Here is a 13,368-nt window from a genome sequence, read left to right as displayed (position 1 = left end):
CCACGCTCAGTCCCGCCGGCGCCGACGCTCCCGCCAGCCCCACATCATGAGCACCGGCCACAACATCGCCGCTCCGACAGCCGAGATCGCACCCGCGCCCGATCCGAACAACATGTTTTGCAGCGGTGACCCGGCTCGATCGCTGACCAGATAGGCCCACGTCGAGCCGGGGCCCGGCGGCGGATCCTGCGCAGCCCTTGCGGCCCGCTCGGCGACCTCCTGGTGCAGGCGCTCTTCGAAATCACGGAATGCCTCCGCCAGTTGCTTGTTGTATTCGCGCAGAGGATCCAGACCCCCGAGCCGAACCAGGTGCACGCCTTCTTCAATGTCGGCTGCCAGGGCCAGATGGTCCGCCCAGAGCGTATCGAACGTGTCCAGGTAGAGCCGCCTCGTGTGTTCTGCGGTCAGGCGGCCGATGGGCTCAGGCGCTTCGTGCACGAACGGCTCCCGAATCCGGGACGCCTGTTTGCGCTGCTGCTCCAGGACTGCAGAGTATCGGGCAGTCGTTCCGCGGATTTCCCGGTTTCGGGAGTCTGCGATGCGTTGAACGCGGTCTACCTCCCGCTGCACCATGGGGTGTTGCAGGCGCGTGCGCTGCAGGGTCGACCGCAGCTGTTTCGGCACCAGTTCGTCGATCTCGAATCGCTCCATCATGGCGTCCTCGAGACAAATGAGGAATTCGCTGCTTCCCGGGTCTCCCTGGCGGCCGGCGCGGCCGCGGAGCTGGCGATCGATTCGTCTGGATTCGTGTCGAGTAGTTCCGATGACATGCAGGCCGCCCGCCCGCACAACCTGTTCCCTCAAGGCCTCATCGTGTCCACCCAGGCGAATGTCCGTGCCGCGACCCGCCATGTTGGTCGAGACCGTCACCCTGCCGGGCAGACCGGCGTCGGCGATGATCGCGGCCTCTTCGCGGTCATTGCGGGCATTGAGCACGGCGCAGTCCGTGCCGCGGTCCCTCAGCAGCGTTTGAATGCGCTCCGACTCGGCCACGGAGGCCGTGCCCACGAGCACCGGTCGTTCGCGACGGGTCATGGCGTGGACCCGGTCTGCCAGGGCCCGCTCCTTGGCCCCGGTTGTGGCAAAAATCGAATCGACCAGGTCATCCCGTCCGCTCGGGCGATGCGGTGGCACCACGACGACCGGCATCCCGTAGCCCTCCTCGAATTCCTCGGCCGCATCGACGGCCGTTGCCGTCATGCCGGCGCGCGCGGGATAGTGCTCGAGAAAATGCTGCATGGTGATCCGCTCCAGGATGCGGCCACCGGGCTGAATCGGTACGCCCTCCTTGGCTTCGACGGCAGCCTGCAGGCCGTCTGGCCATCGCCGATCCGGCACGACACGTCCGGTCAGGGGATCCACAATCTCAATGCGTGCATCGCGCACGATGTAGTCTTCATCCCGGGTGAGCAGCGCTGCGGCGTGCAGGGCCTGATTCAGCTCGGTGAGCAGCAGGTAGCGCGACGGATCGTGCAGGCTGTCGATGCCCAGTTGTCGTTCCAGATGCTGCAGCCCCCGGTCCGTGAGGTCTACGGTCATCGCGGTGGCATCCTGCTCGTAGTGGCTGCCGGGTTCCAGGTCAGCGACCAGTCGGGCGATGCGCGCCGGATCCGTGCCCGAGCGTTCGCGATCGGCGGCCAGGACCAGCGGAATCCTCGCCTCGTCAATCAGGATGGAGTCGGCTTCGTCCACGATGGCCGCGCGCAGTGGGCGGTGCAGACGTTCCGCCTGGGAGAAGGCTCGATGGTCTCTGAGCAGGTCGAAGCACGCTTCTTTCGCGGTGGCGTACGTGATGTCGCAGGCGTAGGCATGTCGGCGGGCATCGGGGTCGCCGGAGACCGCACCGACCGTCAGTCCGAGTGCACGGTAAAAGGCGCCCATCCACGCCGCGTCACGCTCGGCCAGATAGGTGTTGAACGTGAGCACATGGGTGGCGCCATGTTCCATGGCCAGGAGGGCGGCAGGGATGACCGCGGCCAGCGTCTTTCCTTCGCCCGTGTCCATCTGCACCATGTGGCCTTCGAGGAGGGCCAGGCCTGCGGCGATCTGGACCGGGTAGGGGCGCATGCCGAGCGTGCGCTCGGTGAGCTCGAGCATGGCGGCTACTCGGCGCTCCAGGGTTGCCTCCGGGGATCGCGCAATATCGACCAGGGCGCCTTGCGCCTGGGTCCGCAGGGTGGGGGCTATCGCAAGTACATCGCCCGTACGCTGCTCACAGCGGGCAAAGCGCTTGACTGCGGCTCTTTCCGCCCGGCGGGCGAAGAGTCCCTTGACCAGGTTGGACCGGGCCACCGGTCACTTCAATTCGCGGAACTGCTGGTTGTATTCGGCGAGGGTGACGGCCACTTCAGTGCGGGTGGCGGCACTGCCGGTGTGTCGCAGGTGCACGCAGGGCACATTCACCTCGCAGGCGCCCTGGTCATAGTCCGAGATGCCGGCCCATGTGACCTGATACCGCTCGTCCGGGGCGTCCTTGTATTCCACGATCGTGCCCTGTTCGGGCAGGTTGCCCTCCGTGTTGGATGTGCATCCAACCGCCAGGCCGGCGACGAGGAAAATCAGAAGAGCGCGCATGGGGACCGAGGGGTGAGCGGGACGCCTTTCAACGGATGCGGCCGTCCCGGTTCCACTCATGAGTACGGGCCAGAGCGCAAAATGCGCGATTTGCGGCCGTCGGCTCACACCACGAGCTCCTTCGCGAAATTGATGGACCGGAAGACGGGAATCTCTACCACATCTCCGTTCTGCTTGATGATGCGTACGCAGGCAGTGCCGTCCCCATCAAAACACAGCCGGATGGTGCATGGCTGGTCGATTCGGGTGACCTCCTTGTTCATCGACAGGTTGACGTGAAGTGTCTCCTGCAAAGCGGACCTCGGGAAAGTTGCGCCAACGTAGGCGCGGGCTTGTGACAAGAGTGTGTCACAAGGAAGGGGTACCTTCACGAGGAAGGCACCCCTTCGGTACCGGGAGCGGGGCTCGAACCCGCACGGGACATATGCCCCAACGGATTTTACGTACCACTACCGCTTTCGCGGCCTCGCAAGAGTTTGTGGTCTGGACCATGCCTTTACCATGTCGGAAGACCGATGTAGGCAGGAACCGTCTGGCCTCTACACCTTCCCCTCGGGAGGGGCTTGGCTCGGCGTTGCCAGCGACAGAAGCCGGTAAGGGTTCACCGAGTTTGATTCCTTTGTTACCCGGGCGTTTCCCCCCGGGAGACCCATCCTTGAGTCCGTTGCGTCTACCAATTCCGCCATCCCGGCGAGCAGCGGTCGGCTGACGGCCCAATATAGAGTTGTTCGAAGCCGAAATAACCAGTGATGCCGGTGGGTAGAGCGCGATCGTTTTCCAACGAAGAGTTCGTAGACGCCGTCGCAACCAGCACGTCGATTGCGCAGGTGCTCCGGCGACTACGCCGCCTCCGTGGGCACACTCTCTCTGACCCTCGGAATGTGCACCTTGGGGAAGCCATAGACCCGTGCCAGACGCCAGGTCCAGCGGCCGCTTCCACTGCAGGCACTTACCGGCCTGGAAAACACGAAGCTGCCTCCGGGCGGCACCGGCTCCGGCAGCCGAACCACATACTCGGAAGCACGCACCGGACGGTCTTCGTATCCGTCAATGTGGACCTCGAGCGCAAGCACCGTGACGCACCAATCCGAGAAGTTCTGGACTTCGCCGGTGATTGAGCCGTTCACACATTCGGCGTGGCCGCGGATCCGATTGGCCTGATGGGAGGGAAGCTTCATGGGTGCAGTGAATTGCCTTACCCCATAAAGCGATGGAAGCAGGCCGCAAGGGCCACAGAAGCCGCGCGTGCCAACCATCTGCTTGCGCCGACTGTCTCTTGACAGAAGCCCATCGACAGTCCGCTCCCCATGTGGAAGAACATCCTGCGCGTCGCCCTGCGAGGTATGCGGCGCGACTGGTCCTACACGCTCCTCAACGTTTCCGGGCTCGCGCTCGGCTTCGTGGCCGCCTTCCTGATCCTGATGTGGATCAATGATGAGATGGCGTTCAACACGCACTACGACGAGGTGGACCGTGTGCACCGCGTCATGCGCACGTCGTACTACGGGGACCGCATCTTCACCTGGCCGGCGATTACGGCGAAGCTGGACGAGGTGCTCGATGAGGAGTACGCGGAGATTGAAAAGGCGAGCCTGGTCAGTTGGAGCCAGCATCTGGCCTTTCGGCGGGGCGATCAGATGGCGCGGGAGGGAGGTCTGCACGCGGGTCCCGACTTCTTCCGCATTCTCTCGCACGATGTGCTGGCCGGTGACCCCGCCGACGCGCTGAAGGCGCCGGAGTCGATTGCCCTGTCCGAATCGATGGCGCGGAAGTACTTCCCGGCGGAGTACGCGTCGGGAGGGCCGCAGGCGGTGCTGGGCGGTACGCTCGTACTGGAGGACCGCATGGATGTCGTGGTGACCATGGTGTACGCGGATCCGAAGCCGCAGGCGACCTATCGGCCGGACTTCGTGCTCTCCATGGAAGAGTTCACCCGCCGCAACGACTGGGTGGACAGCTGGGGCAACAACGGGCTGCGCATGCTGGTGACTCTGACCCCGAACGCCGGCACGCAGGCGGTAAGCGACAAAATTGCGGACCTGATAACACAGAACAATGGCGACGAGAACCAGGTGCTCTTTCTGCAGCCGCTGAAGGACGTGTACCTGCGCAACAACTACGAGGGAGGTGTGCTGGTCGGCGGGCGCATCGACTATCTGCGCATCTTCGCGATGGTTGGGGTCTTTGTCCTGCTCATCGCTGCCATCAACTTCACTAACCTCGCAACGGCCCGGGCTACGCAGCGCGCTCGGGAGGTTGGGGTCCGCAAGACGTTCGGATCAGGACGTGGTCTGCTGGTGGGGCAGTTCTTGTCAGAATCGACGGCTCTGGCGCTACTGGCGTTTGTGCTGGCCGGCGCGGCCGTGATGCTGGCTCTGCCGTGGTTTAACGAGATCACGGCGAAAGAGATGGCGCTTGGGGACATCACGCCCGGCATGTGGCTGCTGTTTCTGGGTGTGGCACTCACGACCGGATTGACGGCAGGATGGTACCCGGCCCTGCACCTCTCCTCGTTCTCCGTGATCGGCGTGCTCCGCCGCAACACGCCCGGTGGCGGCGGTGGGCTAAACCTGCGCCGCGTCCTTGTGGTGTTTCAGTTCGCGCTGAGTGTGCTCCTGGTCATCGGTGCGGCGGCGGTATCGACGCAGCTGGACTACATCCGGTCGAAGCATCTCGGGCTGGACCGGGAAAACGTCTTCTACAGCCAGCAGTCGGGAGGCCTGTCGGATCAGTATGACGCCTTCAGGGCGCAGGCCATGTCGGATCCGTCGATTGCATCAATAACCACATCGTCCAGTCTTCCCATTGCTGTGAACTCATCGACCTCAGACGGCGTGAGGTGGGACGGCAAGGTCGACGGTGACAACACCCTCTATTCCATTCTGACTGTCGGGCACGACTTTGTGGAGACGATGCGCATGGAGCTCGCCGCCGGCCGCGGCTTCTCAAGGGAGTTCGCCACCGACTCAGCCAACGTGGTGATCAATGAGCGCGCGGCGGCCGCGATGGGCTTTGAGAATCCCGTTGGTCAGACCGTCACCGTGTGGGGTCGAACCGGTCAGATCGTGGGCGTGGTCGAGGATTTCCACTTCACGTCGCTCTACCAGGAGATCGATCCGCTGGTGCTGCGGCTTGAGCCTTCTGGCACGTCCTGGCTCTTCGTGAGGCCGGCCCCGGGCGGCACGGATCAGGCGCTTGCGCACTTTTCGGAGCTCTTTCGCACGTTCAATCCCACGACACCCCTGGAGACAACCTTCCTGGACGATCGCTTTGACCGCGACTATCGCAGTGAAGCGGTGATACAGTCACTTGCGCGCGGTTTCACGCTTCTGGCCGTGGTCGTCGCGTGTCTGGGCCTCTTCGGGCTTGCCGCCTTCGCCGCGGCCCGGCGTCGGAAGGAGATCGGCGTGCGAAAGGTGCTGGGTGCGACAGTCCCGGGCATCGTGGCGCTGCTCTCGCGCGAGTTTCTAGGGCTGGTGCTGGTGGCCTTCGTGGTTGCGATGCCTGTTGCCTGGGTGATGACTGCACGATGGCTGGATCGCTTTGCGTACCACGCAGAGCTGGGCTGGTCCGTGTTCGGCCTGACGGCGCTGGTGCTGAGCTCGGTCGCGCTGGCAACCGTCAGTCTGCAGGCGCTGCGGGCGGCCCGTCTGGATCCAGCCCGAACGCTGCGCGCGGAATAGTCAGGCAGCCTTGGCCTGTGCGGCCTGCTCGGCCACGGTCGTCAGCCATGCGTGCGCGGCCTCGGCGGTGCTGCGCTCGAAGGTATAGGCGTCGATCACCGTGGGGCTGTCGCTGGGACGCCAGATGAACAACTCGGAGCGCACGTCCTCGGCGGCGACTTCGGTTTCCAGGCGCTTGGCGAGGTCGATCGCCTCCTGCTCGCTTTTCAGGTTCACCAGAATGGTGTACATCGCGGCGCGATCGAGCTTACGGGAGACAGTGATATCGGACACAAACATGACCGTGAGAGGCTTTGGTTGCCGGCCACGGCTGCAAAGGCGGTGCCAATTTCAGGTTTTACCCTGCTGAGCCGCCCTGACGGCCCGCTCCAACTGCTTCAGTGGGTCCTGTTCGCTGAGACGGATTCCGTCCACCAGTCCGTGCAGGTATTCAATCACTTCAGAGCGCCCGGAGATTTCGCGCACCTCCCGGTTCACATGCACGAAATAGACCAAAAAACCATGTCTATGCCGCTTTGTGGTCAACTCCACGTGCAATCCGGCCGCGCGGAGTGCCGGCCTGAGGTGCTCGAGCGTCTCGACCACATCGCCCGCGGGATGGTCGTTCTCAGCGGGGCTCATGGACCTCGATGGACGCAAACAGGGGCATCGTCACGATTTCACCATCCTCGTCCTCGAACTCGACCTCGATATCGTACAGATCTTCCGGAACGATGCGGTCCATGGGGCCGGTAAACCGCACCTCGAACTCCTCCTCGACATCCCGGGAGAAGTGAATGGTGAAGCGGCGCGGTGTCTGATGCATGGGATTCGGGCGATGGGACCTGCGGCGAACGATTGGCCGGCCGACGCGTTTCTGCGACCCCCAAACCGATCCTCCATGTCCAACCTTGCCCGACCGACCGTGCTGCGTGTATCGCTGACTCTGGTCGCCTTGCTTGCAGCAGCCGTGCTGCTGGGTCCGCGGCCGGCGGCCACCGAGTCCTTCACCACGCTTCGGGAGCCTCTTGATATCCAGGACTGGGTGTCCGTCAAGGCCGCCGAGTTCGACGATATCGTGCCGGGCACCGAGCACCAGTTGATCTGGGCGGACTCGTCGGGAGCGCGGACCGAGTGGGCGGTTGTGTACATCCACGGGTTCTCCGGCTCCATCGGGATGTCCCGGCCTTTCGTGGACTCGCTGTCCGCGCGCCTCGGTGCCAACGCCTACATGCCTCGCATGTCCGGGCATGGCCGGCCGCCAGAAGTGTTTGGAGACGCAACATTGGCCGGTTGGGTGCAGGACACGGCAGACGCGGTTGAGATTGGCAGCCGTCTGGGAGAGAAGCTGCTGCTGGTCGGTCTTTCCAATGGCGCTGCCCTGTCTTACTGGGCCGCGACCCACGAGGAACTGGGATCGAAAATCGACGCCCTGGTGGTGCTTTCCCCGCATCTCGAGCCTGCGGATCCGCTCTCGGAAATCTTGCTTTGGCCCTGGGGAACGCAGATCGCCGAGATGGTGACCGGGGAGACGCGCAATTGGGAATCGTACAATGAGGCCCACTCCACCTACACCACCAACGGATACCCGACAAAAGTGCTCGCGGAGCTGATGGGCACGGTCAAGCTGCTCAGGCAGCAGGACCCGGCCGCGATCACCGCCCCGGTACTGATGATCTACTCAGCCGGGGACACCGTGGTTGATATCCCTGTGGCGCTCTCATTTTTTGAACGCATCCAGACCCGCAAACATCTCGTAGAGGTGGGCGATGTGGGTGATCCCAACAACCACGTGATTGTGGGCGAGGCCCTATCGCCCGAAAACACCGTGCCCACGGTCAGCCACATTCTGGCATTCCTCAACGCTTCCGAGTAGACCCATGCGCCTGCTGATCCCCATCCTGTTTCTGTTGATGCCTGTAGTTGCCAGCGCGCAGCACGCCAACCACGAGGACCACGAGGGTGTGCGCATGGCAGTCCTCGATTACCTGGAGGGGATCTACGACGTCGAGCCGGAGCGCATCGAAAGGAGCGTGAGCAAGGACCTGGTCAAATTTGGCTATTGGCGGGGAGACCCCAGCGCGGACTACCGCTCGTCTCCGATGAACTACGAGCAGCTTCACTCGCTGGCCGGAAGCTGGAACGTGGACAATCGGCAGGGAATCACGGCCGATTCACCACGGGAGATCGTGGTGCTGGATGTGCTGGACAAGACCGCCGCCGCGAAGCTGACGGCCCACTGGGGCATTGATTATTTCCAGCTGGAAAAGATCGATGGGCGCTGGATGATCCGTCACGTGCTCTGGCAGTCGCCGCCTGCGACGGACTGAGGCGCGGACTGCCGATTCTGGTCCGGCCCGCAACATCGACCGCGCGGTAGCATAGGAAGGGGACGCACCGGTCCCTCCCTCATGCGTAACCGTTAGTGACATGAAGGCTCTCATTGCCGCCGTCGCGCTCATTCTGCCGGTAGTTGCCGCGCAGGCGCAAACCACGTTCACCGGAACCCTGTCGTCCTCGGATCCCGCCCGGAGCGGGGGAGAGCGGTACGACCAACACACCTTTGAAGTCGTCGGAAGCCGCAAGGTGACCGTGCGCATGGAGTCGGACGCGTTCGACACGTACCTCGTGGTGCGTTCGCCGTCCGGCATGGAGACCGTCAATGACGACTTTGACGGCCAGCGCGTTTCCCAGGTCGAACTGTGGGCCACCGAACCCGGGACCTGGGTCGTCTGGGCCAGTCAGTACAGCTCGGAAGGGGAGGGTGCCTACACACTTCTCATAGACAAGGGTGCCGAGGCTCAGGTCGAGGTCCGGCAGGGTCGCCTGGATTACGCCGACACCGTTGCCCTGAAGGGAGAGTTCTTCGATACCCATGCATGGGATTCGGCTTCCGACGGTCAGTTCATCTTCGAGCTGGTGTCGTTCGGCTTCGACGGGTACCTGGTTGTGACCTCACCGACCGGTGAGATCTGGCGCAATGACGATGCAGGCTCGACGCAGTTGTCGCGAATCGGACCGGTCACCGGCACCGGGAAGTGGCGGATTGATGTGACGTCCGTTTCTGCCGGTGAGTCGGGGGCGTATGACCTGCGGCTGATTGTGGTGCCGCAGGTGGACTGAGGTCTGCTGGCCGGGGTGGCTGGCAGGGCTGGGGCTTGGCCAGCGTTTGCGGCGACGGCCCCGCGGTTGCGGGCTGGGTGGCTGGGGGCGCGGGCCGCTAGTATCCGGACGCCTTGCCGTCGTAGGCCCTCGAGTCGGCAGCGCCATACCGCAGGCCCGTCGCGTAGTCGATCGTGACGCCGTGTGCGTGGCCTTGCTGGCTGCGGAACCGCACTTCGTGCCCCATCAATTCGTAAAGCCGGATCGTGTCGGGCGAGAAGCCAAAGCGCTCAAACGTGGACCGGTCCGGCAGCCACTGGTGATGCATGCGCGGGGCTTCCACCGCCTGACCGACGTTCATGTCGAAGTCGATGGTGTTCAGCACGACCTGCAACACCGTATTGATGATCGTGCGACCGCCCGGGCTGCCGATGGCAAGAACGGGCCGGCCTCCCTGTGCCACGATCGTCGGTGTCATGGATGACAGCATGCGCTGCTCAGGCCGCACCAGATTGGGCTCGGTCCCAATCAGACCGGTCGTTGTGGTACGGCCCGGGATGGGATTGAAGTCCCCCATCTCGTTGTTGAGCAGGAAGCCGGTGCCGTCCGCCACCAACCGCGAGCCATAGCTGTATTCCAGGGTATAGGTGAGCGAGACCATGTTGCCTTCCGCATCGACGACGGAGAAATGCGTCGTCTCCTCGCTCTCGTAGGGCAACAGAGCGCTGTTGAATCGCGCGGAGTCGCTTTCGGACGCGCGGTAGAGATCGATTCCGGCCCGCAATTCGGCGGCGTACTCCTTGGAGGTGAGGCGCTCCACCGGCATGTCCGGGTTGAAGTTCGGATCCCCGACATGCTGGGCGCGGTCCGCGTAGGCCCGGCGCATGGACTCCGTAAGAAGGTGGGTGTAGAGCGCGGAGTTGTGTCCGATGGCCTCGAGGTCAAAACCCTCCAGGATATTGAGCATCTCAACGATGGCGATACCGCCTGAGCTCGGCGGGGACATCGCGTAGACGTCATATCCGCGATACGTGCCGTGAATCGGCTCCTGTTCTTCTGCTTCGTACGCGGCCAGATCCTCTTCAGTGATCATGCCGCCGTGTATCGCCATGTACTCGGCGAGCAGGCGCGCCGTCTCGCCTTTGTAGAAACCGTCCCGGCCGCCCTCCTTGATGCGACGCAGGGTTTCGGCCAGGTCGGGCTGCTGCCAGTTCTCGCCTGGTGCGTAGGGAGTGGTGCCGTCCTTGAGGAAGGAGGCCCGGGAGGCCGCATACATGTCTTCCGTGGTGCGGGCCATGCGGTTCATGAAGCCCTCCATGTACCGCGTCATCGGGATGCCCTCACGCGCAAGCTGTTCTGCCGGCGCAACCAGGTCTGCCCACGGAAGGGAGCCCAGTCGCTCGTGTGCCAGATATAGGCCCGCTACGGTGCCGGGCACGCCGACCGAGAGTGGACCTTCGTGGTTGCTGTTGTCCCGGATCTCACCGTCGGGGCCGAGAAACATGTCCTGTGTCGCCGCCAGCGGAGCCTTTTCCCGAAAGTTGAAGGCCGTCACATGGCCGTCGGCCCCGTGGTATACCAGGAAGCCGCCGCCGCCTATGTTGCCTGCGGTCGGGTAGGTCACGGCGAGTGCAAAGGCCGTGGCGATGGCCGCATCGACCGCGTTTCCGCCCTGCTTGAGGATGTCGACGCCTACGTCGCTGGCCGTGAACTGGCTCGTGACGACGATGCCGTTTTCGGCAGCGACGGGTATGCGCCCGGACTGGGCGTTGGCCACAACCGGAATAAGCAGAAGTGCGAGCAGCGCGGAGAGGCGACGGGACATGGCAGGGGTGCGAATGGTAGTGCGCTAAAGTACCGTGCGGGGTCGGACGGGGCCAGCGGGGCGTCGGCAGAACGCGGCCGATTGCGCGCCTCGCTGCAGGCAGAGATCGAGCACACGCCGGTTCTGGCGGTGGGCGAACGGCGAAACGGGCCCGTGCCCGGTGTCGGACGGGGTCAGCTAAGGAATACCCGGCAGGCGGCGCGCGCGGCTTCCTGCGCCTGGGCCTCGCTATCCAGCACGGAGACCGTTTCCTCGTACAGGGCGTAGGCGCTGGTGGTGGAATCGGCGATGCACAGTACGCCGAGTTTGCCGTATTCGGACAGCGCTCCAATGAGGTGGAAGACGACTCCTTCCTGGGTGGCGCTGTGGAAGTGTAGCCCGTGGTTGACGGCGATGTCTATCAGGTCAGCCGGCGTGAACCCACGATACAGCGGGTTGACCACATTGTCGGAGGCGTAGTATGCGAGCTGCGCCCCCGAGGGAGCCCGGTAGATGCCTGTGTCGGCCTCATAGCGGCCGTCCGTCAGGAATTGCAGCATCAGAAAGGGGTGGGTGGTCCCGCCCTTGCGCACGTTGATCTCGAGCGCGTAGTGTCGCCAGCCATGCGGTGTCTGCACCGACACGAAGTCCACGCCGTATCGCCCGAGAACACCCTGTTGTTGCAGCACCTCGCCAACCCGGGATCCAGCGCGCTGGATATCCAGCCGATAGTCGGCGCGGGCTGGGAACGTGCAGCCAAGGAACACCTGACCAGCCGGGCCGCCCAGCACCTGGTCATGGGTGCTCACGACAGCGGTGCGTCCGAGCGGGTCGATGCGGCCCTGCATGGAGGGGGAAACCTTGTTCGGTCCGTCGATCCAGGCCTCGACCACTCCACCCATGCGGGTCATCTCCGAGGTGAAGTGCTGCCAGTCTTCCCCGGCAGCCTCAAAGCGAATCTCCTCGGGAACGCGGGAGGAAAAGTCCTGGCGGACATTGGTGCGCTTGGGAAGGGCAGGAAAGTCGAACACCGCGTTTCCTTCCCCGGATACGCCCTCGTCCAGTTTGATCGCTGCGCGGCGGAGCCCTGGATGTGCACTCTTGAGCTCCACAAGGGCGTCGACGATGTCAGGACCACCATGCAGATTCTCAAAGCCGGGTGGATGCGGAACGCCTGCGAGCCGAAACACCTCCCGTCCGCCGCTCTTTGTGCCGGCGCGGCAGGCGCTTGGGTCACACGCGTAGAGAGGAATGCCCAGACGCACGGCCAACGTGCGCTCCAGCGACGTGGCATTGAAAACCGTGAGGTGGGCAGCCTGCGCATCGCCAATCGAATCCCGGATCCGCCGCACCAGGCGCGGTCGCTCCAGAATCTTGAGCGACAAGGGACGCGGCGACCCATCGAAGCAGGAGAGGAGTGTCAGACGCGACTTGGCATGACTGACCGGTACGCCTGGCAGGAGGTTCAAATAGTAGTCGATGATTGACGGCGCCAGCGGCTGGCTGGTGACCATGATCAGGCGCGTCGCCGGAAGGCGGAGCAGCATCAGAGTGAAGAGCATGCGCTCCTCGTAGAACTCGACGCCGGCCACCTTCTCGAGCAGGTCCGGGGAGATGCTGAGGGACGGCACCACGACCACGGTTCGCGGCGCGCGCGGATCGGGAAAGACGTCGCGGACCTGATCGACGAGCTGTTTCTGCAAGTCCGCAAAGAGCACTCGTTCGGCCTCCGACAGTGGGTCTGGCATGCCGAGGGAACGGTCGAATGAGCGCACCGGATGGTCCAGGACCAGGTCTCCGACCCGAAGGACGTCCGAGTTGCTGACTGCGTTTTCCGGGATCATGTCCATGTATAGCGAGCCGACGGCGCGTCTCGCGACGGGGCGGCCGGGTGCAAGGCGTGGGGAAATCCCTTACTCGGGGTGGAGGAACTGGCGGTGGTGCTGCTGCGGTTCGGCGGTGCCGCGGCGGTCTGGCGGTGCTGCGGCGGTTCGGCGGCGCCGCGGCGGTTATGCGGTGCCGCGGCGGTCGGGCGGTGCGGCTGCGGTCTGGCGGCGCCGCGGCGGTTCTGCGGCATTTCGGCGGTTCTGCGTCGGTTCGGCGGTGCTGCGGGCCCCGCCCGGCGCGTAGATGGAATCCGGAGGGCCTAGAGACTGCAACCCTTTTTGTGTAATTGCTCTCTGAGCGGGTTGCTGCATTAGATCCGGAAGCCCCAGTTGTCGGGGA

13 protein-coding genes are annotated in these 13,368 nt (G+C 64.1%); 4 read left to right on the top strand and 9 right to left on the bottom strand.

The window, feature by feature from the left end:
• Positions 1-6: 6 nt before the first annotated feature.
• The 4 genes from JJ896_16310 to JJ896_16295 all read right to left on the bottom strand — a co-directional run bounded on the left by JJ896_16310 (position 7) and on the right by JJ896_16295 (position 3,752).
• Positions 7-2,292, bottom strand: a complete 2,286-nt coding sequence (locus JJ896_16310) for a hypothetical protein (GenBank protein ID MBO6781220.1) — start codon at positions 2,290-2,292, stop codon at positions 7-9.
• A gap of 3 nt (positions 2,293-2,295) precedes the next feature.
• Positions 2,296-2,574, bottom strand: a complete 279-nt coding sequence (locus JJ896_16305) for a hypothetical protein (GenBank protein MBO6781219.1) — start codon at positions 2,572-2,574, stop codon at positions 2,296-2,298.
• 104 nt (positions 2,575-2,678) lie between these two features.
• A complete protein-coding gene (locus JJ896_16300) occupies positions 2,679-2,867 on the bottom strand; it encodes a hypothetical protein (protein ID MBO6781218.1) in 189 nt (62 codons plus the stop codon).
• Positions 2,868-3,413: 546 nt separating this feature from the next.
• On the bottom strand, positions 3,414-3,752 hold the full coding sequence (locus tag JJ896_16295) for a hypothetical protein (GenBank protein ID MBO6781217.1): 339 nt from the start codon (positions 3,750-3,752) through the stop codon (positions 3,414-3,416).
• A gap of 129 nt (positions 3,753-3,881) precedes the next feature.
• Between JJ896_16295 and JJ896_16290 the strand changes: the two genes are divergently transcribed.
• Entirely contained in the window at positions 3,882-6,257 is a 2,376-nt protein-coding gene (locus JJ896_16290; protein MBO6781216.1) for an ABC transporter permease, read from the top strand.
• Here JJ896_16290 and JJ896_16285 read toward each other — a convergent pair whose 3' ends face one another.
• Genes JJ896_16285 through JJ896_16275 form a run of 3 tightly spaced genes read right to left on the bottom strand, consistent with a single transcriptional unit; the run spans position 6,258 to position 7,062 of the window.
• Complete coding sequence (locus JJ896_16285; protein ID MBO6781215.1) at positions 6,258-6,536, bottom strand: hypothetical protein; 279 nt, start codon at positions 6,534-6,536, stop codon at positions 6,258-6,260.
• Between the two features lie 51 nt (positions 6,537-6,587).
• Positions 6,588-6,878, bottom strand: coding sequence for a hypothetical protein (locus tag JJ896_16280; protein MBO6781214.1), 291 nt, complete (start codon positions 6,876-6,878; stop codon positions 6,588-6,590).
• The gene (locus tag JJ896_16275; GenBank protein MBO6781213.1) at positions 6,865-7,062 is read right to left on the bottom strand and encodes a hypothetical protein; all 198 of its coding nucleotides are present in this window, start codon (positions 7,060-7,062) and stop codon (positions 6,865-6,867) included. The genes JJ896_16280 and JJ896_16275 overlap by 14 nt, the downstream gene beginning before the upstream one ends.
• Before the next feature lie 75 nt (positions 7,063-7,137).
• Here JJ896_16275 and JJ896_16270 point away from each other — a divergent pair, with 75 nt between their 5' ends.
• From JJ896_16270 to JJ896_16260, 3 genes are all read left to right on the top strand, one after another.
• The gene (locus JJ896_16270) at positions 7,138-8,112 is read left to right on the top strand and encodes an alpha/beta hydrolase (protein MBO6781212.1); all 975 of its coding nucleotides are present in this window, start codon (positions 7,138-7,140) and stop codon (positions 8,110-8,112) included.
• A gap of 4 nt (positions 8,113-8,116) precedes the next feature.
• Positions 8,117-8,566, top strand: coding sequence for a nuclear transport factor 2 family protein (locus JJ896_16265; GenBank protein ID MBO6781211.1), 450 nt, complete (start codon positions 8,117-8,119; stop codon positions 8,564-8,566).
• Between the two features lie 100 nt (positions 8,567-8,666).
• On the top strand, positions 8,667-9,359 hold the full coding sequence (locus JJ896_16260; GenBank protein MBO6781210.1) for a hypothetical protein: 693 nt from the start codon (positions 8,667-8,669) through the stop codon (positions 9,357-9,359).
• Between the two features lie 97 nt (positions 9,360-9,456).
• On the opposite strand, the gene ggt is transcribed toward JJ896_16260, so the two are convergent.
• Both ggt and JJ896_16250 read right to left on the bottom strand, forming a co-directional pair.
• A complete protein-coding gene (gene ggt / locus JJ896_16255) occupies positions 9,457-11,163 on the bottom strand; it encodes a gamma-glutamyltransferase (protein ID MBO6781209.1) in 1,707 nt (568 codons plus the stop codon).
• Positions 11,164-11,336: 173 nt separating this feature from the next.
• On the bottom strand, positions 11,337-12,992 hold the full coding sequence (locus JJ896_16250; protein ID MBO6781208.1) for a hypothetical protein: 1,656 nt from the start codon (positions 12,990-12,992) through the stop codon (positions 11,337-11,339).
• Positions 12,993-13,368: the final 376 nt, after the last annotated feature.

This window comes from Rhodothermales bacterium (genome assembly GCA_017643395.1).
GTDB lineage: Bacteria > Bacteroidota > Rhodothermia > Rhodothermales > UBA10348 > JABDJZ01.
The sequence above is the reverse complement of the archived record's forward strand: the minus strand, read 5'-3'. Positions and strand labels throughout refer to the sequence as shown.

Excerpts from the sequence above, each read along its gene's own strand:
- JJ896_16260 (MBO6781210.1), top strand. The coding sequence starts at position 8,667 with ATGAAGGCTCTCATTGCCGCCGTCGCGCTCATTCTGCCGGTAGTTGCC.
- JJ896_16270 (MBO6781212.1), top strand. The coding sequence starts at position 7,138 with ATGTCCAACCTTGCCCGACCGACCGTGCTGCGTGTATCGCTGACTCTG.
- JJ896_16295 (MBO6781217.1), bottom strand. The coding sequence starts at position 3,752 with ATGAAGCTTCCCTCCCATCAGGCCAATCGGATCCGCGGCCACGCCGAA.
- ggt (MBO6781209.1), bottom strand. The coding sequence starts at position 11,163 with ATGTCCCGTCGCCTCTCCGCGCTGCTCGCACTTCTGCTTATTCCGGTT.
- JJ896_16290 (MBO6781216.1), top strand. The coding sequence starts at position 3,882 with ATGTGGAAGAACATCCTGCGCGTCGCCCTGCGAGGTATGCGGCGCGAC.
- JJ896_16250 (MBO6781208.1), bottom strand. The coding sequence starts at position 12,992 with ATGGACATGATCCCGGAAAACGCAGTCAGCAACTCGGACGTCCTTCGG.
- JJ896_16285 (MBO6781215.1), bottom strand. The coding sequence starts at position 6,536 with ATGTTTGTGTCCGATATCACTGTCTCCCGTAAGCTCGATCGCGCCGCG.
- JJ896_16275 (MBO6781213.1), bottom strand. The coding sequence starts at position 7,062 with ATGCATCAGACACCGCGCCGCTTCACCATTCACTTCTCCCGGGATGTC.
- JJ896_16305 (MBO6781219.1), bottom strand. The coding sequence starts at position 2,574 with ATGCGCGCTCTTCTGATTTTCCTCGTCGCCGGCCTGGCGGTTGGATGC.
- JJ896_16265 (MBO6781211.1), top strand. The coding sequence starts at position 8,117 with ATGCGCCTGCTGATCCCCATCCTGTTTCTGTTGATGCCTGTAGTTGCC.
- JJ896_16280 (MBO6781214.1), bottom strand. The coding sequence starts at position 6,878 with ATGAGCCCCGCTGAGAACGACCATCCCGCGGGCGATGTGGTCGAGACG.